The organism is Geothrix sp. (assembly GCF_030219325.1).
GTDB lineage: Bacteria > Acidobacteriota > Holophagae > Holophagales > Holophagaceae > Geothrix.
Window position 1 is genome coordinate 2,323,393 of the sequence record NZ_CP126625.1, and the last position, 19,327, is coordinate 2,342,719.

Here is a 19,327-nt window from a genome sequence, read left to right on the forward strand (position 1 = left end):
TTCCTTCCCGGCTCACATCCCCAGGGAGTCGTAGGGCAGGTCCATGCCCCCCTTCCACACGCCGAAGAGCCGGGTGCGGGTCCAGTCCTCCTGGTCCGGCCGCAGCCGGCGCAGGCGCCGGGACAGGAACCAGACGCTGCCGTCCTTCATGCGCAGCTCATCGTAGGGCGCCAGCCGCACCCGGGCCATGTCCTCCGGCGTCACCTGACCCGGGAACACGGCCCAAGCCCAGCGGGCCGAGACCAGCCCGTCGGCCCAGGCCCGGCTTTCGAGAAGCGCAGGATCGGTCCGTACTTCCACGGCTGCGAAGCCTGCCCTGCCCGGAGTGAAGCCTTCGAAGCGCGTCAGCACACCCCCCTGACGGATGAAGGGGCCACTGCCTGCCACCGGCCACTGGGCCAGCAGGCCGGGCATGCCCTGGGGGCGCACCTTGAATCGGAGGTCCAGAGTCATGGCGTCCACCACCTGGCATTCACCCCCGAGGGGCAGCACCCTTGGGCCCAGGGACGCGGCGAGTCTGGCGGCATTGAGCTGCGATCCGTCCTGCAGGCGCCAGCCCTGGATCACGGTGAGGCGCCAGCGCCGGCCATGGCGGGAAACCTCCAGAGCCGTGACGAGCTGGCCGGAGAAGATGCCGACCGGCTGTTCTTCAAGAACGGTCAGGGCCGCCTGGCCGGTGAGAAAGGCCTCGGTCTTGGGCCCTGGAAGCATCAGGGCTTCGATCCGGGCCTGGTCCTCTCCATACTCGGGTTTCCCTGGCACGAAGCGCATGAGCCGCTCAGCCAGGGGCACCGGCACCAGCCCATCCTGGAAGAAGAAGTAGCCTCCGACGCCAAGGGCCGTGGCCAGGAGGACGGCAAGGGCGACCAGGGTCTTCTTCATGCTCAGACTCCGCGGAGGGCCGGCACCAGGGGCTCGATGCGGCGGAGGGCCTCCTCGATGTCGGCCATGGCGAGGTCACGGTGCGGGATGAACCGGACGGCCGACCCCACCGGCAGGGCGCGGACGCCCACGGATTCCAGGGCAGCCAGAGTGGCCGCCGCATCGGGCACGGGCACCAGCAGGATGTTGGTCTCGGGCACGGGGGCGGCGAGGCCGAAGCCGCGCAGGCCATCCGCCAGGCGCCGGGTCTTGGCGTGGTCCTCCGCGATTCGGGGCAGGTAGTCCAGGGCCACCAGGCCCGCGGCACCCACCACGCCGCCCTGGCGCACGCCGCCCCCCAACATCTTGCGCAGGCGCCGGGCTTCAGCGATGTGGGCCTTCGAGCCGCCCAGCAGGGAGCCCATGGGCGCACCCAGGCCCTTGCTGAGGCAGACCTGCACGGTGTCCACGCCCTCGGTCAGGGCCGAGGGGGCGAGCCCCAGGGCCGCTGCGGCATGCCAAAGCCGCGCGCCGTCCAGGTGCACCGCGAGCTTCGCGGCCTTCGCCGCAGCCATCAGGCCGCGGTGCTCGACCAGGGGCGTGGCCGTGCCACCGGCGAAGTTGTGGGTGTTCTCCAGGCACAGCAGCGTGGTGCGCAAGGTGTAGTAGGGGCCGGGCGATCCGGCCGCACGCGTCACCTGGGCGGGGGTGGGGCGCCCTGGGCCACCCTCCCAGGCCAGGGCCTCGGGCATGCCACCGGCCAGCCAGGCTCCCGTGCCCAGCTCCGAACCCAGCACATGGGCCTGGGCGGGGGCCAGGAACCGATCGCCGCGCTTGAGGTGCAGCATCAGCGCGATGAGGTTGCCCATGCAGCCGGAGGGCACCCACAGGGCCGCCTCCATGCCCAGCAGCTCCGCCACGCGGTCCTCGAGCCGGGCGAGGGAGGGATCGCGCTCCAGCACGTCGTCGCCCACCTCAGCGGAGGCCATGGCCGCGCGCATCTCAGGGGAGGGCTGGGTGACAGTGTCGGAGCGGAGGTCGATGGGGCGCATGAAGAGATTCAATCACGCATGGCACACTAAGTGTTCAAGGGAGCCCGAATGAATCTGCTGCACGCCATCCTCCTGGGCCTGATCCAGGGCTTGACGGAATTCCTGCCGGTCTCGTCCACGGCGCACCTCACGCTGGCGGAGCACCTGATGTTCGGGGGCCGTCCCATGCCCCTGGCCTTCGACGTGCTGCTGCACGTGGGCACCCTGGTGGCCCTGATGGTCTATTTCCGGCGCGAGCTGGTACAGGTGGTCATGGGCTGCCTCGGCATGGACAAGGAGGGACGGAGGCTGGCCCTCTGGCTGCTCCTGGCCATGATCCCCACGGCCATCTTCGGGCTGGCCACCAGGGGCGTGAAGGAGGCGGCCAAGGAGCACCTGTGGGTCTATGGCATCGGCCTGCTCGTGACCTCCCTGCTGCTGTTCCTGGCCAACCGCCTCAGCCGCGAGCGGGTGAACCAGCATGAGCAGGATCTGGCGGGCCGGGATCTCCAGGACCTGCGGGCCATGGATGCCCTGGCGGTGGGTGCCATCCAGGGCATCGGCGGCGGCTTCGGGCTGTCGCGCTCAGGCTCCACCATTTCCGTGGGCGTGTTCCGCGGCCTGAAGCTGCCGGCCTCGGCGCGGTTCAGCTTCCTCCTGGGCATGCCCACCATCGCCGCCGCCGCCGTGGTGGAGTTGCGGGGACTCCTGAAGCCCCTCCTGAAGCATCAGCCCCTGCCGCCGGACATGGCCTTCCCGCCCGGCTCGCTGTCCCCGATGGTGCTCTGCGCCGTGGGCGTGCTGGCGGCCGCCGTCTCCGGCTACTTCGCCATCGGCCTGCTTGACCGCTTCACCCGCAAGCCCCGGCTCAACGGCTTCGCCCTCTACTGCGTGGCCATGGGCCTGGTGCTGCTGGCGCTGGGGACGACGGGCGTCCTCGGCCACCGCTGAAGCCTTGAGGGGTTCCGTTCACCGGTTCCCCGGCCCCGTTCACCGATGGGTCGAACGGCCCCCGGGGGCGCCCCCTAGACTGGGGCCTTCCATGCGGAGGCCCTGGTGATCCAACTGAACGAGGTCCACAAATCCTTCACCGTGAAGGACCGCAAGACGCGAACGACCAAGCGCATCGACGCCGTGCGGGGCATCTCCCTCACGGTGAAGCCGGGCGAGATCTACGGGCTGCTGGGTCCCAACGGCGCCGGCAAGTCCACGACGCTGCGGATGATCGCCGGGCTGATGGACCCGGACGTCGGGACCATCGACGTCTGCGGGTTCGACACGCGGCAGAAGCCGGAATCCGTGCGGGGCTGCCTGGGCTACCTGAGCACGGACATGGGGGTCTACACCCGCTTCACGCCCCGCGAGCTCCTGCGGCTCTTCGGAGAGTTCCAGGACGTGGATCCGGGCACCGCCGAGCGCCGGGGCCTGCACCTGCTGGAGAAGCTCCAGCTGGCGGACTTCGCCGACGTGAAGATGGAGGGCTTCTCCTCGGGCCAGAAGCAGAAGGTGAGCATCGCCCGGGCCCTGCTGCACGATCCGAAGGTGGTGATCTTCGACGAACCCACCACGGGCCTCGACGTGCTCACGGCCAAGACCGTGCTCGACCTGCTGCGCATCATGCGCGAGGAGGGCCGCACCGTCATCGTGTCGACCCACGTCATGCCCATGGTCGAGGACATCTGCGACCGCGTGGGCATCATCTTCGACGGCAAGCTCCACGGCGATGCCCCGCCCCGGGACATTCTGCAATCCAGACATGCCAAGAGCCTGGATGAGGTCTTCTTCCAGCTCGCGGCCGAATCCGAGGGAGGCAACTGATGCGCGGCGCCCTGCTCATCGCCAAGAAGGAATTCCTCGAGCTGTCGAAGGACCGCAAGACGATGTTCTTCGCCTTCGTCCTGCCCTTCCTGCTCTATCCGGCCATCTTCGGCATGATGGCCAAGATGGGGAAGCGGGACGAGGCCCAGAACCGCAACAAGGCCAGCCGGGTCTACGTGGCAGACGCCTCCGGCGTGCTGAATGGCATCCTGACGGACCCCAAGCTGTTCGAGCGCGTGGCCAAGCCCGAGGGCGACCTCAAGCAGGCCATCCGGGACCAGAAGCTGGAGATGGCCCTGGAAGCGGATGCCAACGCCGCCGAGGCCCTCCAGAAGCACCAGACCTTCACCCTCACAGTCACCATGGACGAGAGTGAGCGTGCTTCGGAAGTCGCCCTCAAGCGGCTGAGGGAGTCCCTCAAGGGCCAGGAGAAGACCTGGGTGCAGGGGCGGCTCCAGGTGCTCGGCGCCTCCTCCCAGCTGGCCGAGCCGGTGAAGCTGGAGGTCAAGAACGCCGCCGACGTGGCGCTCGAAGTGGGCAAGGCCATGGGCAAGTTCCTGCCCTACCTGCTGATGATCATGATGTACACCGGCGCCATGCAGCATGGCATCTACGCCACGGCCGGGGAGAAGGAGCGCCAGACCCTGCTCAGCCTCATGGCCACCCGCCTGCCGCGCAACCAGATCATCCTCGGGAAGCTGCTCTACATCTTCTGCATGGGCGTCATCGCCGCCCTGCTGAACCTGCTGAGCATGGGCCTCTCCATCGGCTTCATGACCGGGGGTTCGGCCAACTCGATGCAGGCCATGTCGGCCATCGCCAACCCCATGACCCTGGGCCTCACCTTCCTGATCATGGTGCCCCTGGGCCTCTTCTTCTCGAACTTCATCCTGCTCATGGGCATCCAGGCCAAGAACACCATCGAGGCCGGCAGCGCCATCACCCCCGGCATCTTCCTGGTGGTGTTCCTGGGGGTCTTCACCATGGCGCCGGGCGTGGACAAGATGGCCTTCCTGTCCTACGTGCCCGTGGTGAACGTCTGCATCGCCCTCCGCAAGATGTTCAGCCAGCAGCCAAACTGGCTGGAATACGCCATTGCCTTCACCATGACCGTGGGGCTGGCGGGGCTCATGACCCTGGTCTCGACCCGGGTCCTGAACCGGGAAAAGGCCCTGTTCAAGATGTGATCGCCGCCCCTATCGCCATGCGGACCCGGATTTGCCGGAGAAACCCTGTCACTCTATAGTTTCTCCAACGCATCCCGAGGATCCCGCATGGCGACCAAGGCCAAGACTGAACCCGCATCCAAGTCCACCTCCGCACCTTCCCATCCAGCCCCCTCGGCGCTGGCCGTAGCCTTCTCCAAGGCCGTGAAGCTCGTGGACTCGGGCAAGTTCCCCGAGGCCGCGAAGGCCCTGGAAACCCTCCGGGATGAGGCCCAGGCAGCCGGCGAGTGGTCCATGAAGCGCCGCGCCCAGGTCTACCTGTCCCTGGCCAATGAGAAGATCCACCCGCCCAAGGCCGTCGCCCCTGACGCCATCACCGAGATCCAGGCCTGCCTCAACCGCCACGAAACGGACGAGGCCCTCAAGCTGAGCGAAAAGGCCATCAAGAGCCATCCCACCAAGGGGGCCCTCCACTACCTGCGTGCCGTCGCCTTCGCCCAGAACGAGAACACCGAGGCGGCCGCCGAGAGCCTGAAGAAGGCCGTGGAACTGGAGGCGGACTTCGTCTTCCAGTGGCACATGGAACCTGACTTCAACCCCATCCGGAAGTCCCCCCTCTTCGCCTTCACGGAAGGCCGCTGAGCCAGGACCCCCACGCCATGGCCGGCCCGAACCTCGATGCCGACAAGCCCCTGCGGGTGGTGGCCCTGGGTGGGGGCACTGGCTTGGCCGCCCTGCTCCGCGCCCTCAAGCGGGAGGCGGGGCGGAGCCGCGATCCCTGGAAGCTGACGGGCATCGTCACCGTCTCCGACAACGGGGGTTCCTCAGGCCGCCTGCGGGACGAGCTTGGCGGCATTCCCCCGGGCGACCTCCGCAACTGCCTGGCAGCCCTCACCCTGGAGGATTCGGCCCTCTCGGATCTCCTGAACTACCGCTTCCGTGGCGAAGGCAGCCTCGCCGGCCACTCCCTCGGCAACCTGATGCTGTGGGCCCTGGCGGACCTCACGGGCGACTGGGTGCGGGCCATCCGCCAGCTGTCGGGCGTGCTGGTGACCCTGGGGCGCCTGTTCCCCTCCACGGTGGTGCCCGTCACCCTCTGCGCCGAGGACATGGCGGGGCGCGCCTACGTGGGGGAGACCGCCGTGGGATCCTGCCAGCCACCCCTCGCTAGGCTCTGGCTGGAACCCCGCGAGGCCGAGCCGCTCCCGGAGGCGGTCCTGGCTCTGCTCCGGTCCGACCTGATCCTCCTCTCGCCCGGCAGCCTCTACACCTCGACCATCTCGAACCTCCTGCTCCAGGAGCTCCAGGAGGCCGTGGAGTCCTCCCGGTCCCCGGTGATCTACGTGGCGAACCTCATGACCGAGCCGGGCGAGACCGCCGGCCTGGACCTCGAAAACCACGTGGCCGCCATCTCGGCCTTCGGGCGGACCCGGATCTCGGCCATCATCGCCAACGCGGCCCCCCTGCAACCTGACATGCTGGCCAGGTACCAGGTCGAAGGCGGTGAACCACTTATGACCGAATCCGACACGATCCTGGGCATCCCGGTCCACCGGTTCCCCCTCCTGGATCCCGAGGCCCCCATGGCCCGGCACCATCCCGACCTGCTGAATAGGGCCATCCGGGAAGTGCTTTCAAGGCTCTGAGCTCCTATTGGATCGCGGGGGCATGCCGATACGGAGATGGAGCGCCCCGGTGGGCCTTGTAAAATTCGATGAAGATTGTTTTTCTGACAACCATTGGAGTAGGCTTGTCTTCGTGGGAGGCGGCAAGTGGCGCTGAGCGGTGATCTGGCGACCATGGGCCTGGAGGACATCTTCCAGTGGCTGGCCGTGGGCAAGAAGACCGGCGTCCTGGAGCTCAAGGGCCCCCTGCACACCAAGCGCGTCGCCTTCCATGAGGGCCGCATCACCAGCATCTGGTCCTCCGATCCGCGGGAGTACCTGGGCCAGTACCTGCTGGCCTTCAACCGCATCACCGAGGAGCAGCTCCGCGACGCCCTGGCCACCCAGGAGGACGAGCAGCAGCTGCTGGGCCGGATCCTCATCAACCGGCAGCTGGTCACGGAAGCGGAAATCCGCCGCATCGTGCAGCTGAAGGTGGAGGAGAGCATCTTCGACACCTTCCTCTGGAACGTGGGCAGCTTCGAGTTCCACGACGGGGCCGCCTCGCACCAGAAGTCCATGCTGCTCAGCCTGGACGTGACCGGGATCGTGCTGGAAGGCGCCCGACGCCTGGATGACTGGAAGCGCATCCGCCGGGTCATCAAGGGTGGCGACGCCGTGCTCTCGGCCATCTCCGAGGCCATCGCCGAGCGGCTGCCCCTGGCCCCGGAGGACGCGGACATCCTGGCCAGGCTGGACGGGACCAAGCGCGTGGATCAGCTCGTGATCGACATGCGGACGCCCGAGTACAAGATCAACAAGCTGCTCTTCGACCTTCACGAAAAGGGCCTGGTCCGCATCGTGAATGCCGGCGGCAACCTCGGCGAGAATCCGAGCCTGCAGCTCCAGCGGGCCCGCGCCCTGGTGGAGAAACAGAAGCTCCAGGAGGCCCAGGAGGAACTCCGGCGCATCCTCAAGGATCAGCCCCGCCACCTCGACGCGAACAAGATGATGGCCGTGGTCCAGGATCTCCTCGAGGAGAAGAAGCTGGACCAGGACCTGGTTCCGGAACTGGCCGTCAGCCTGGACGAGCTGATGACCACCAACCTGGGTCCCAACGAGGCCTTCCTTGCCAGCCGGGTGAACGGCCTCTGGACCATCCGCGACATCCTCTCCATCGCACCTTTCGAACCGAACGAGTGCCTCGGCATCTTCTCCAAGCTCCTGAAGCGTGGGATTCTCAAGACCACGAAACCCGCCCAGGGAGGCGACCAGCTGGGCTTCCAGCGCTAGGGCCTCCGATCCGGAGGAACGATGCGCATCGCCCTGTCCCTGCTGCTGATCGCCCTGCCCCTCGCGGCTGCCAGGAAACCCACGGCCGCCCAGCTGCAGGCGCAGGTGAAGCGGCTCACCGAGGAGCGGGACGACCTCAAGCAGCGCCTGGCGGCCACCGAGGACCTGCAGAAGGACATCGGCAGCGCCCGGAAGGCCCGGGACTTGGCCAAGGCCGAAGCCGAGACGGCCCGCAAAGAGACCGAGCAGCTCCGGGCCACCCTGAGGGAGAACCAGGGCGGCAGCGATGCCATCCTCAAGGACCTCCAGGACGCGAAGCAGGCCGCCGCCGAGGCCAGGGCCGAGGCCGCCCGCCTGAAGACCGAGAACGAGGCGCTCCAGCTTAAGACCGCCGCCGTCCCCGGCGAGGGGGACCTGGTGCAGCTCTCCGAGGACATCCGGCCTGCCCGGGCCATCAACCTCAACCGCGCGACGCCCCGGCTGAAGGCTGCGAGCTTCTTCGCGGGCCGCCCGAAAGGGGTGGTGGTCGTCCACGTGCTCATCAGCGAGAAGGGGGACGTTCTCGCCGCCCGGCTCATCCAGGGGCTTCCCGGCGACTCGGCCGAGGCCCGGGAGGCCGGCGAGGCCTGCGTCGAGGCGGCCAAGCACCTGGTCTTCGATGCGGCCGCATCCAAGGACGGCAAGACGAAGTTCAAGGTCTGGCAGGGCGTGGGGTTCTATTTGGACTGAGCCGTCCGCTCGCCGAAGGGGCTGGGCTCACCGATGCCCCACTGCGCCCCGTACCAGACTTTCTCCAGGCACAACCCCTCGGGGGGAGCGGTGAGCCCCGCGCGGGTGCGGTCCCTTGCCGCCAGCACGCCCGCCAGGGAATCCGCGGCGCGCCTGCCCCGCCCCACCTCCACGAGCGTCCCCGCCATGATCCGCACCTGGTGCATGAGGAAGCTGGTGCCCTCGAAGACCAGGTCCACCCCACCTTCAGCCGGCTCGATGCGGATGTCGTGGATGGTGCGGACGGGCGTCTTGGCGACGCAGTCCACGCAACGGAAGCTCGTGAAATCGTGGGTGCCGACCAGGGGCCGCAGGGCCTCCGCCATGGCCTCCAGGGCGAGCGGGGCCGACTGGTGGACGTGCCACCGGAAGGCCGCCTGCAGCGGATCCGGGGCCGGCCCCAGGTCCAGCCGGTAGACGTAGCGCTTGGCCACCGCGTGCTGCCGGGGGAAGAATCCCTCCGGCGCGGGTTGGACCGCCATGACCCGGATGTCGGGCGCGAGGTGGGCATTCAGGGCCATGAGCAGGCGGTAGGGGTCCCAGTCCCGGCTCGCCTGGAGCAGCACGCCCTGCCCCCGGGCATGCACGCCCGCATCCGTCCGCCCGGTGCCCTGCGGCATGGGTGCCTCGGGATCGAAGGCCCGGAGGGCCTTCCAGAGGTCCCCCTGGCTGCTGCGGAGCGTGGACTGGATCTGCCAGCCATGGAAGGCGGTCCCGGCGTAGGCCACGGTGAGGAAGAAGGGGTGGGACATCGCTCCATCATAGGCCGGGCCGGGGCCGGGCGTGTCCTAGAGGGCGGAATGTCCCGTTCTACGGGGATCTCTGCGATCCATGGCACTTACAGTCGAGCATTTCCGGCCATTCAGCTGTTCCATGACCTCCCAGATGACGCAACGGTGCCACTCTCCGTTTTTTTTTGAAAGAAATTCCTTGACCACGCTGCATCTGCGGCGTAGCTTTTGTGCAGTTTAGGAAACCTAGGATTCATGGGCCTCTTGGGGCCAATGATGTTCGAAAACCCAGCAAATACGGTCGTTCCAATTCCGGGGCGATTCCGTTTCTCTCAACCCGGGGACGCAGTTCCCCAATTTCGGAGGTTCTCATGAACAAGGCTGAACTGGTCAGCGCCGTCGCCGACAAGGCCGGCATCACCAAGGCCCAGGCCGCTGCCGCCCTGGATCAGGTCCTCGGCGGGATCGGCGCCGCCCTGCGCACGGGCGACAAGGTCACCCTCGTGGGCTTCGGCACCTTCTCGGTTGCCAGCCGCGGTGCCCGCACCGGCCGCAATCCCCGCGACAACAAGCCCATCAAGATCGCCGCCAAGAAGGTCGCCAAGTTCAAGCCCGGCAAGAAGCTGGCCGACGAAGTCAACGGCAAGGGCGGCAAGAAGCGCAAGTAGGATTTAGCCGTCCGGATTGATTCCGGATCGAGCATCCACGGGGCCTGTTTCGACAGGCCCCGTTTTTTTTCAACTTTCATTTTTCATGGGTTAGTCGGCGTACAGACACAGAAACGGGAGAAATGGGCTGTCAGGGCCTCTCCACGCCATCGGCCCTGGAAAACCCCCATTCCGTTGATGCTCAGATGACCTGGCCCCGGTCGTCACGCTATTCAGGCTCTTCCGGAAGGCATCCGATGAAGGGGCATCTGACGAGGTTTCCATGTCCGACGACGCTGCCGGCCCCAAGAAGAGCCCCATGAAACTGATCATCATCATCGTGGTCGCCCTGGCGGTCCTAGGTGGTGGTGGCTTCGGCACCATGCTGTTCCTCAAGAAACGCGCAGCCGCCAAGGCCGCTGAAGCCGTTGAAGCCGTTGAAGCCGAAAAGGCCAAGACCGAAGGTTCGGCCGCCGAGGGCGCCCCGGGCGGCGAGGCTGCCCACGGCGCCGAGGAATCCGACGATTGCGGAGACACGGGCGAGAAGAAGGAGGGCGGCGGGCACGGCGGCCCCGAGGCGGCTCCGGTCATGGTCCTGACGCGCACCGTGAACCTGATGGGGCCGCGGAGGAACGCCTTCCTCCGCTGCGAGCTGAACATCCTGTTCTGCGATACCGAGCTGGGCAAGCTGGTGTCCGGGGAGAAGCCTTCGCCTGAAAAGAGCCTCATCCAGTCCATCGTGCTCGGAACCCTGTCGGGCAAGAGCGTGGAGGAGGCCTCCGATGCCGAGTCCCGGGAAGCCCTGGCCAAGGAGATGAAGGACAAGCTGAACGAGCAGTTCAAGCCCCATCCCCCCAAACCGGGCGAGAAAGAAGATCCCAAGCACAAGAAACCCAAGCGGCCCATCAAGAGCGTGCTCATTGTGGACTGGGCCATCCAGCAATGACCGGCCATCTGGCACGGGCGTTGCGATGACGGTGGCCTGGGTCCATGCTTTGACAGGACTTCGGGGAGGTACATGGCCAAGCGGGGAGAGCGGATCGAGGGCGATCGCGTGCTCAGTTTCGAGCAGGTGGTGGCTGAGGTCATGCCCTTCATCGACACGCCCCTCCGGCTGGAGATCCAGCTGGGCCAGGCGCGGATGACCATCCGCGACCTGCTGGACCTGGAACCCGGTTCCCTGGTGGAACTCAAGAAGAGCGCCGGTGAACCCATGGATGTGCTCTGCAAGGACCGGGTGCTCATCCGGGGTGAGGTGACGGTCCTGGAGGACAGCCTTGGTCTCCGGGTCACTGAGATCGTGGATTCCGACCGCAGGGTCTGATGTTCTCCGGGGGTTCCGCGCTGCGCGCACACCCCCGGACCCCCGCGCTCAGCCCGGCGGAGCCGGCCCTCGCTTGATCCTCTCCGGGAGTTCTGTGCTGCGCGCACACCTCGGACCCCCGTGCCCCGCCCGGCGGAGCCGGCCCTCGCTTGATCCTCTCCGGGAGTTCTGTGCTGCGCGCACACCTCGGACCCCCACGCTCAGCCCGGCGGAGCCGGCCTTCGCTGAACCGCAACCTATGGCATCCTGGGAGTTCCCATGGATGCCACCCGCCCCAGCGCTGTCCCGCTCGCCCTCTGCCTGGGCGGGATGGATCCGTCCGGAGGGGCGGGCCTGCTCAGGGATGCCCTGACCCTGGCCGAGCTGGGCTGCCAGCCCATGGCGGTGAGCCTGGCGGAGACCCTCCAGAACGGGTTGGGCTGCACCCGCATCGATCCCCCGTCCATGGATCCCGTGGCACGCCTTGAAACCCTCGCGCCCCACTTGGCTGGCCGCTGGGGCGTGAAGCTGAGTCTCTGCGCCCTCGAGGCGACGGAATTCCGGCGCCTCTGCGCCACCCTGCGGCATCTGGCGCCACCTCTGCGCATCTGGGACCCCATCCTCGCCCCCAGCGCCGGCGTGGGCCTGCACGATGGCGGGGACCTCCGCCGCATGGCCGCGGATCTGCTCCCCATGGGCGGGTGGGTGGTCAGCCCCAACCGGGGCGAGGCCGCCGCCTTCGCGGGCCTGCCTCCAGAGGCCATCCGCTCCGCCCGCATCGAGGTTCTGACGACCCCCTGGCTGGAGGCCGGTGCCGTGGCTGTCTGGCTCAAGGGCGGCCACGCCCCGGGCGACCAGGTCCAGGACGCCTGGGTCACCGCGGATGGCATCCAGTTGCTGGAGGCCGCTCCACGGCTTCCCGGCGAGCGCCGGGGGACCGGTTGCCTCCTGTCGGCCAGTTGGCTGGGCCTGCGCCTGCAGGGCCGCGACGACCTGATGGCCGCCCTGGAATCAGCCCGGCGGCTCCGGCACCGGTGGGAGCGGGCCTGCACCCCCGGCGGCGTCGGCCGGCCCATGTTCATGCCCCTGGCACTCTTCCAGGAGGCCCGGTGACTGGGATCGAGGGACGCGGTTTCCTCCTGCGCTCGGCGCCCGACGGTCCCTGGGCCGGCTGGGCCGGATCCCGATTCCTGGAAGAGGGCCTGGCCTCGGTCCATGCGGCCCCGGGAAGGGCCCTGGCCCGTCTGATGAACCTGGTCTCCCTGCTCCCGGGTGGCTTCGGCCTGATCTGGGACCATCCACCCGCCTGGATGCAGGCGCTCCCCTCCGAATCGCGCCAGGGCTGGTGGGAGGCCATCACGGCCATCCCCCGGCTGAGCCTCCACCTGGGACCCGACGCGGCTCAGCAGCTGCCCGGCGGCGCCTTCCGGGGCTGGCTGCACGCTCCGGACATGCCCGAAGGTCCCCTGGGGGAGCACTGGCGCCAGGGCGTGGTCGGTTGGGTCCCCCGGGAGGGGCCCTCCTGGCGGCTGCCCGATCTCGGCGTGACCGCCTCCGGTGAGGAGGTGCCTCCCGGCTGGCTGTGGGGCGAGGTGACCCTCGTCCTGGGCGCCCTGCCCACCCTCGCCTCGGGCGAGGCCCTGATCGCGGCCATGTCCGAGGCCCAGGGTGCCGCGGAGCGGGGCCTCGCCCAGCGCCTGGCCTCCAGCGCCTGGGTGGACCTGCCCTTCTCCCGCCGGGCCGTGGGCTGGCGGGTCTCCCTCGTCGGCGGCACGGAATTCCAGCGGGCCGGCGGCACCTGGCCCGCCGCCCTGGGCCAGCTGCGGGCCCTCAAGGCGCTGCTGCAGGAGCGCCTTCGCACACCCATCCACCTGGGCGCCAGCTCGGATCTCCAGGTCGCCGCCCTCCTGGGTCGCCAGGCCCTGCGGGAGGGCCACCCCTGGCGCGCCAGCCTGGCCCTGCCGCCGGCGCCTGGAGCCTTCACCCCCGGCCTCGCCGCGGATCCCAGGGACCCCGTGCCTCTGGAGGCCCGGGCCATGCAGCCCGCGGCCTGGCCCGACACCCTGGATCATCCGCCCATCGCGCTGCTGCGGGTGCCCGCCATCCCGCCCGAGGCCGGGGCCCAGACGCTCCTTGGCCAGATCCAGCCACCCCCTGCGCTGCGCTGGCTGCCCCCCGAGCTGCCGCCGCCCGGGCGCTTCGATCCGGATCGCCCCTGGGCCCCTGCCGCCGCCTACCCCTTCCCGGCCGATCCCGGCAACGGGGTTCAGCGGGGACTCTTCGAGGACCTCGGCTGATAACCTGATGGGTGGAGCCACCATGTCCGCCGAACACGCCGAACAGAACCACCGGATCCGCATCGCGCTCCTGTCCATCACCGCAGGCATCTGCATCCTGGGCCTGAAGTACGTGGCCTACGTGCTGTCCGGTTCGGTGGCCCTGAAGTCCGACGCCATCGAAAGCATCGTGAACGTCGTGGCGGCCGTGTTCGCGCTGGGGGCCGTGATCTTCGCGGGCAAGCCCGCAGACCGGGAGCACCCGTACGGCCACGGCAAGATCGAGCACTTCAGCGCCGTCTTCGAGGGCGGGCTCATCTCGCTCGCCGCGGTGTTCATCCTCCTCGAAGCCGCCAAGGGCCTCATCTACGGCGTCGACCTGAAGGACCTGGGCAAGGGCCTGCTGGTGAACCTGCTCGCAGGAGCCCTCAACGGCCTGCTGGGCTGGTTCCTCCTCACCCAGGGGCGCAAGACCCGCTCGAAAGCCCTGGAAGCCGACGGCCACCACATCCTGTCGGACTTCTGGACCACCATCGGGATCGCCGCCGGTCTGCTGGCCGTGAAGCTCACGGGCATCAAGTGGTTCGACCCGGTCATGGCCATGATCGTCGGCCTGCTCCTCGCCCGCACGGGCTTCCGGCTGGTGAAGGAGTCGTCCCAGGCCCTCCTGGACATGGAGGACCCCGAGGTGCTCGGCAAGGTGCTCGCCGCCATGAACGCGGTGCGCACCTGGGACATCATCGCCATCCACGAGCTGCGCACCTTCCGCAGCGGCCGCTACACCCACGTGGACGTCCACATCGTGGTGCCCGAATTCTACCCGGTGCGCCAGGCCCACGACCTCTGCGAGTCCTTCGGCGTGAAGGCCCTCAAGGAGGGTGCCATCGAAGGCGAAGTCCATACCCACGTGGATCCCTGCGGGCGGCTCTACTGCGACCGCTGCCCGGCGGTGGAGTGCGCCATCCGGCAGGTTCCGAAGAGCGCCGGCGCGGCCTTCGTCCTGGAAGAGGCCATCGCCGAGGGGCCGGCCTAGCGGGTACTAGGCCGCCTGATGCCTCAAGGCGTCGATGGCGGCCATGAGGGCCTGGGGATCGCTGGCCGCGTGCAGGTTCTGGCGGAAGCCATGGCCGCCGGGCACGCCCTTGGTGAACCAGGCGCCGATCTTCTTGATCTTGTGCAGGGCCTCCCGGGGTTCCAGCAGGTCGAGCAGGATCTGGAAGAGCCGCAGCGTGGCGTCGATGCGCATCTCCGTGGTCACCGCGAAGCCCGGCTCCAGGATCTGGCGGAACAGGAAGGGGTTGTAGAGGGCCCCGCGACCGATCATCACGGCGGCGCAGCCGGTCTCTTCCACCATGCGGAAGGCATCCTCGCGCCCATTCACGTCGCCGTTGCCGATGATGGGGTACGACGTGGCTGCTTCCACGGCCCGGGCGATGATGCTCCAGTCCGCATTGCCTTCGTACTGCTGTGCGCGCGTGCGCGGATGGATGGCCAGGGCCTGCACGCCGGCGGCCTCGAACATGCGCAGGAAATCGAGGAACTCGCCCCGGTCCTTCTGGGAGGCATCCCAGCCCGCCCGCATCTTGACGGTGACGGGCACCTTCACGGCCTTCACCATCGCCGTGACGCAGCGCTCGGCCAGCCGGATGTCGCGCAGGAGGGCAGAGCCCGCGCCGCCCTTGGTGACGTTGCTGGCCGGGCAGCCCATGTTGAGGTCCACCAGGTCCGCGCCCGCGGCCTCGCAAAGCACCGCGCCCTCCGCCAGGGCCTCGGGACGGCCCCCGGAGATCTGCATGGACAGGGGCCGTTCCCCCGTGGCCGCCATCATCTTCTCCGCCTTCACCGCATGCCGGATCAGCGCCTCGCTGCTGATCATCTCCGACACCACCAGACCGACGCCGCCGATCTCCCGGATGAACTTCCGGAAAGGCTGGTCCGTGATTTCGTGGAGCGGCGCCATGACGAGGCGGTTGGGCACCTCGATGTCGCGGATCCGGAATGGGCTGTGGGGAAAGGTCACGGTTGGGCTTTCATACGACCTTCCAGTTTAGCCGGGGCTCTGAAATTGGCCTGCGGCCAATTTCAGGGCCGTGCGGCCTGGGCCCCTGACTCCATTTGATTGCGGTGCGGAGTCCGGCCGTACTGCCGGATGTCAGCCCCAGCCGAGCCGACTGCCGGATGTCAGCCCCAGCCGAGCCGCTCGAGGTTCTCCTGGAGTTCCTTCTTCCCGAAGGGCTTGAGCAACAGGGTGACGTCCTTGTGGGCCTCCACGAGGCTGACCGCCGCCTGATCCGCTCGCCCGGTGGCGAGCAGGATGGGCACCTCTGGAAGCCGGATGCGAAGCCGAGGCAGGGTGCCGACCCCACCAAGTCCTGGCATGTTCATGTCGAGAATCACGACATCCGGCTCGAACCCGGCCTCGATGATCGCAAGGGCGGATTCACCGTCCGGGGTCGTGAACGTGTCATGGCCCAGGGTCTGAAGAATGGCCTTGGTGGAGCTCTGGATCAGTTCGTCATCGTCCACCAACAGCACCTTCAACGCCAGCCGGGCAACCTGAACCCGGCTCTCGGCGCCCGTTTCGATGGCCTCGCTCGCCGGCTCGCAGGCTGGGAACCGCATGCTCACCTGGGTGCCCTGGCCGATCTCGCTATGGATGTCCACCTGGCCATGGTGGGCCTTCACGATGCTGTAGACCATGGACAGACCCAGCCCCGTGCCTTTGCCAACGGCCTTCGTGGTGAAGAAGGGTTCCAGTGCCCGCTCCAGAACCTCCGCCGTCATCCCCGCCCCCGTGTCCTCGACCACGACCTCGATCCATCCGTGCCCGTGATTGCGCGTCCGGAGCGTGAGGGTGCCCTGGGCGGGCATGGCGTCCACGGCATTGACGCACAGGTTCATGATCGCCTGGGTCAAGGCACTGGCATCTCCGAGAATGGGCCGCAGTCCGGGCTCCAGTTCCATCTCCAGGTGAACTCTGGAGAGGGTGGTCCGTTCCAGAAGTTCAACCTCTTCCCGGATGATCACGTTCAGGTCCAACTGCCGCCTCTCGGCCGGGCTCTGGCGGGCAAAGCTCAGCAGGGACTTGACCATCTTGCCGCCGCGCTCGGCGGCCTTGATGATGATTGCGAATGCCCGATGGGTGTGGCCCCCTTCCGGATGGTCCTCGATGCTGGCCGAGGCCATGCCCAGAATGGCCCCCAGCACGTTGTTCATGTCGTGGGCGATGCCGCCCGCGAGGCTGCCGAGGCTTTCCATCTTCCGGGCCTGCTGGAGCTGCTCCTCCAGCCTGGCCTTCCCCTCGTGCTCCAGGCGCATGGCCTCCTCGGCTTTCTCCCGGGACACGATCTCCCGCCTCAGCCGCATGGACATTCTGAACAGGACCAGGGCGACGCCGCCGAGCAGGACTCCCAGGCCGACCAGCAGGACGATAACCGTCACCAGCCGACGGTTGACCTGGCGAACACCGGCCTCCGGTTCATAGAGGAAACCCTCCATGCCGAAGCCCTTCGGGAGAAGACCCAGCTCGACATAGGTGTCGATGATGTGCTGCCAGCGCCCGGGGTACATGTAACCCAACTCCACCATGCCCGGCTGGATGAGCGTGTTCATCTTCTGGGCTTCGTAGAGGAGGTATTCGCGGCCCCGGCGCGGGCCATAGCGGGAAATGATCAGGTCGGCCAGCTCCTCCGGGTGCTGCATGGCGTACTTCCAGCCCTTCATGCTCGCTTCGCGAAACGCCTTCACCTGCTCGGGCCGTGCTTTCAGCTCCTCTTCGGAGGTGAAGAGGTTGTCACCATAGAAGTCGATCCCGGCCATACGGGGCGTGAAAGTCAGATAGGGGAACCGGGCCTTGTCCAGGAAGTAGGGTTCGTCGATCAAGTAGGCGCTCATGCAATCCACCTTCCCCTGGATCAGATCGTCGGGGTTGAAGGTGTGTTCCACGAGGGCCACAGTGTTCTCCGACACGCCCTCCTTGCGCAGGTAGGCGAAGAGTTCATCCGACTGTTTCTCGATCATCAGGCGCTTGCCCGGCAGATCCTGGACCGAGATGATGCCGGAGCCCGCCCGGGCGACGAGGATGATGGGGGAATGCTGGAAGACCGCTGCCAGCACCACCACGGGCTGCCGCCGGAACCGGGAGAGCAGCAGCGCGCTGGTGCCCACGCCGAACTGGGCCCGGCCGGAGACCACTTCCTGGACCACGTCGATGCCCGGTTCGGCCTCGATGATCTTCACCTCGAGTCCGGCGTCCCGGTAGTAGCCCTGCTGCTGGGCGGCGTAGTAGCCCGCGAACTGGAATTGATGGTGCCATTTGAGCTGGAGGGTCACCGGCTTCAGCGGAGCCTGGGTCGCGCCCAGAGCAAAGGCCAGGGTCCATGGAAGGACGCACTGGAGGGCGGAGTGGGCCATTCGCACGAGTGTCGTGGTCGATTGCGCTCCGGCCTTGCCAGCCATCAGGCAGCGCCGGAGCGTGAACATGGCTGCTATCTCCGGGCCGGCGGTTCCTGCAGGTTCGCCAGGAACTCATCGTTGGTCTTGGCCTTGCCCAAACGATCGACGAGCAACTCCATGCTTTCGCTGGGGCCGCTGGCACTGAGGATCTTGCGGAGCACCCAGATCTTGGCGAGCTTGGCGGGCTCGATGAGCAGGTCCTCCTTGCGGGTGCCGGACTTCTGGATGTCCATGGCGGGGAAGATGCGCTTGTCGCTGAGCTTGCGGTCCAGCACGATCTCGCTGTTGCCGGTGCCCTTGAACTCCTCGAAGATCACGTCGTCCATGCGGCTGCCAGTCTCGATCAGCGCCGTGGCGATGATGGTGAGGCTGCCGCCCGCCTCGATGTTGCGTGCCGCGCCGAAGAACCGCTTGGGCCGCTGCAGCGCATTGGAATCCACACCGCCGGACAGCACCTTGCCGCTGGGGGGCACCACGGTGTTGTAGGCCCGGCCCAGGCGCGTGATGGAATCCAGTAGGATCACCACGTCCTTCTTGTGTTCCACCAGGCGCTTGGCCTTCTCGATGACCATCTCGGCCACCTGGACGTGGCGAGTGGCAGGCTCGTCGAAGGTGCTCGAGACCACCTCTCCCTTCACGCTGCGCTCCATGTCCGTGACTTCTTCAGGCCGCTCGTCGATGAGCAGCACGATGAGGAAGACTTCCGGATGGTTCGCGGTGATGGAGTTGGCGATGTTCTGCAGCAGCACGGTCTTGCCGGTGCGCGGCGGGGCCACGATGAGGGCGCGCTGGCCCTTGCCCAGCGGCGTCATCAGGTCCATGACGCGGGTGCTCAGCTCCTGGGCGTCCCGCTCCATGCGCAGATGGTGCTTGGGGTAGAGGGGCACCAGGTCATCGAAGTGCAGCCGCTCCTTGGCCTGCTCGGGCGGGTCGAAATTGACGGCGTCCACCCGCAGCATGGCGAAGAATTTCTCGCCTTCTTTCGGCGCGCGGATCATGCCCGACAGCGTGTCGCCGGTGCGCAGGTTGAACTTGCGGATCTGGCTGGGGGAGATGTAGATGTCCTCGGGCCCGGCCAGGTAGTTCTGGTCGGGGCTCCGCAGGAAGCCAAAGCCCTCGGGCAGCACTTCAAGCACGCCTTCGGAGAAGAACTGGCCTTCGCGCTCAGCCTGGGCCTGCAGCACCCGGAACACCAGCTCCTGCTTGCGCATGGCCAGGGGATTCTCGATCTCGAGTTCCTTCGCCAGGTCGGCGAGCTTGCCGATGGAGAGTTCCTTGAGCCCTTGCAGGCTCAGGACGGGCGGCGGCTGAGAAGGGGTGGCCATAGGTCACCTCGGGGGTAGGGCGAGTCAGGAGTGGCTCGGGAATGCAGAC

General features: G+C 67.7%; 19 protein-coding genes. 13 read left to right on the forward strand and 6 right to left on the reverse strand.

Annotated features, from left to right (window positions below; all coding sequences use genetic code 11):
- Positions 1–12: 12 nt before the first annotated feature.
- Together QOZ81_RS10405 and QOZ81_RS10410 are read right to left on the reverse strand one after the other, a co-directional pair.
- Positions 13–882: a hypothetical protein gene (locus QOZ81_RS10405; RefSeq protein WP_291207094.1), complete on the reverse strand. Its 870-nt coding sequence runs from the start codon at positions 880–882 to the stop codon at positions 13–15.
- A gap of 2 nt (positions 883–884) precedes the next feature.
- Positions 885–1,913, reverse strand: a complete 1,029-nt coding sequence (locus QOZ81_RS10410; RefSeq protein ID WP_291207091.1) for a threonine aldolase family protein — start codon at positions 1,911–1,913, stop codon at positions 885–887.
- Positions 1,914–1,961: 48 nt separating this feature from the next.
- Here QOZ81_RS10410 and QOZ81_RS10415 point away from each other — a divergent pair, with 48 nt between their 5' ends.
- The 7 genes from QOZ81_RS10415 (at position 1,962) to QOZ81_RS10445 (ending at position 8,502) form a co-directional block, all read left to right on the forward strand.
- Complete coding sequence (locus QOZ81_RS10415) at positions 1,962–2,843, forward strand: undecaprenyl-diphosphate phosphatase (protein ID WP_291207088.1); 882 nt, start codon at positions 1,962–1,964, stop codon at positions 2,841–2,843.
- Positions 2,844–2,948: 105 nt separating this feature from the next.
- Positions 2,949–3,710, forward strand: coding sequence for an ABC transporter ATP-binding protein (locus tag QOZ81_RS10420; RefSeq protein ID WP_291207085.1), 762 nt, complete (start codon positions 2,949–2,951; stop codon positions 3,708–3,710).
- Positions 3,710–4,897 carry an ABC transporter permease gene (locus QOZ81_RS10425; RefSeq protein ID WP_291207083.1) on the forward strand — a complete coding sequence of 396 codons (1,188 nt, stop codon included), beginning with the start codon at positions 3,710–3,712 and terminating at the stop codon, positions 4,895–4,897. Before QOZ81_RS10420 ends, QOZ81_RS10425 begins: the two co-directional genes overlap by 1 nt.
- An 87-nt stretch (positions 4,898–4,984) precedes the next feature.
- Positions 4,985–5,518, forward strand: a complete 534-nt coding sequence (locus tag QOZ81_RS10430) for a TPR end-of-group domain-containing protein (RefSeq protein ID WP_291207081.1) — start codon at positions 4,985–4,987, stop codon at positions 5,516–5,518.
- A gap of 17 nt (positions 5,519–5,535) precedes the next feature.
- Positions 5,536–6,522 (forward strand): gluconeogenesis factor YvcK family protein, encoded by a 987-nt coding sequence (locus tag QOZ81_RS10435; RefSeq protein WP_291207078.1) that lies wholly within the window; start codon positions 5,536–5,538, stop codon positions 6,520–6,522.
- Positions 6,523–6,648: 126 nt separating this feature from the next.
- Complete coding sequence (locus tag QOZ81_RS10440) at positions 6,649–7,773, forward strand: DUF4388 domain-containing protein (protein WP_291207075.1); 1,125 nt, start codon at positions 6,649–6,651, stop codon at positions 7,771–7,773.
- Between the two features lie 21 nt (positions 7,774–7,794).
- Positions 7,795–8,502, forward strand: a complete 708-nt coding sequence (locus tag QOZ81_RS10445) for a hypothetical protein (protein WP_291207072.1) — start codon at positions 7,795–7,797, stop codon at positions 8,500–8,502.
- On the opposite strand, the gene truA is transcribed toward QOZ81_RS10445, so the two are convergent.
- Positions 8,490–9,293 (reverse strand): tRNA pseudouridine(38-40) synthase TruA, encoded by an 804-nt coding sequence (gene truA, locus QOZ81_RS10450; protein ID WP_291207069.1) that lies wholly within the window; start codon positions 9,291–9,293, stop codon positions 8,490–8,492. The genes QOZ81_RS10445 and truA overlap by 13 nt on opposite strands.
- A 350-nt stretch (positions 9,294–9,643) precedes the next feature.
- Here truA and QOZ81_RS10455 point away from each other — a divergent pair, with 350 nt between their 5' ends.
- The 6 genes from QOZ81_RS10455 to QOZ81_RS10480 all read left to right on the forward strand — a co-directional run bounded on the left by QOZ81_RS10455 (position 9,644) and on the right by QOZ81_RS10480 (position 14,531).
- The gene (locus tag QOZ81_RS10455) at positions 9,644–9,940 is read left to right on the forward strand and encodes an HU family DNA-binding protein (protein WP_291207064.1); all 297 of its coding nucleotides are present in this window, start codon (positions 9,644–9,646) and stop codon (positions 9,938–9,940) included.
- Positions 9,941–10,202: 262 nt separating this feature from the next.
- On the forward strand, positions 10,203–10,865 hold the full coding sequence (locus QOZ81_RS10460; RefSeq protein ID WP_291207059.1) for a flagellar basal body-associated FliL family protein: 663 nt from the start codon (positions 10,203–10,205) through the stop codon (positions 10,863–10,865).
- 72 nt (positions 10,866–10,937) lie between these two features.
- On the forward strand, positions 10,938–11,243 hold the full coding sequence (locus tag QOZ81_RS10465; RefSeq protein ID WP_291207056.1) for a FliM/FliN family flagellar motor switch protein: 306 nt from the start codon (positions 10,938–10,940) through the stop codon (positions 11,241–11,243).
- A 258-nt stretch (positions 11,244–11,501) separates the two neighbouring features.
- Positions 11,502–12,335: a bifunctional hydroxymethylpyrimidine kinase/phosphomethylpyrimidine kinase gene (locus tag QOZ81_RS10470; RefSeq protein WP_291207053.1), complete on the forward strand. Its 834-nt coding sequence runs from the start codon at positions 11,502–11,504 to the stop codon at positions 12,333–12,335.
- The gene (locus tag QOZ81_RS10475) at positions 12,332–13,519 is read left to right on the forward strand and encodes a hypothetical protein (RefSeq protein WP_291207050.1); all 1,188 of its coding nucleotides are present in this window, start codon (positions 12,332–12,334) and stop codon (positions 13,517–13,519) included. Before QOZ81_RS10470 ends, QOZ81_RS10475 begins: the two co-directional genes overlap by 4 nt.
- Positions 13,520–13,541: 22 nt before the next feature.
- A complete protein-coding gene (locus tag QOZ81_RS10480; RefSeq protein ID WP_291207047.1) occupies positions 13,542–14,531 on the forward strand; it encodes a cation diffusion facilitator family transporter in 990 nt (329 codons plus the stop codon).
- Positions 14,532–14,537: 6 nt separating this feature from the next.
- On the opposite strand, the gene dusB is transcribed toward QOZ81_RS10480, so the two are convergent.
- The 3 genes from dusB to rho form a co-directional block, all read right to left on the reverse strand.
- Entirely contained in the window at positions 14,538–15,518 is a 981-nt protein-coding gene (gene dusB, locus QOZ81_RS10485) for a tRNA dihydrouridine synthase DusB (protein ID WP_291207044.1), read from the reverse strand.
- A 161-nt stretch (positions 15,519–15,679) separates the two neighbouring features.
- Positions 15,680–17,980: an ABC transporter substrate-binding protein gene (locus QOZ81_RS10490; RefSeq protein WP_291207041.1), complete on the reverse strand. Its 2,301-nt coding sequence runs from the start codon at positions 17,978–17,980 to the stop codon at positions 15,680–15,682.
- A gap of 5 nt (positions 17,981–17,985) precedes the next feature.
- The gene (gene rho, locus QOZ81_RS10495; protein ID WP_341849985.1) at positions 17,986–19,278 is read right to left on the reverse strand and encodes a transcription termination factor Rho; all 1,293 of its coding nucleotides are present in this window, start codon (positions 19,276–19,278) and stop codon (positions 17,986–17,988) included.
- Between the last annotated feature and the right edge of the window lie 49 nt (positions 19,279–19,327).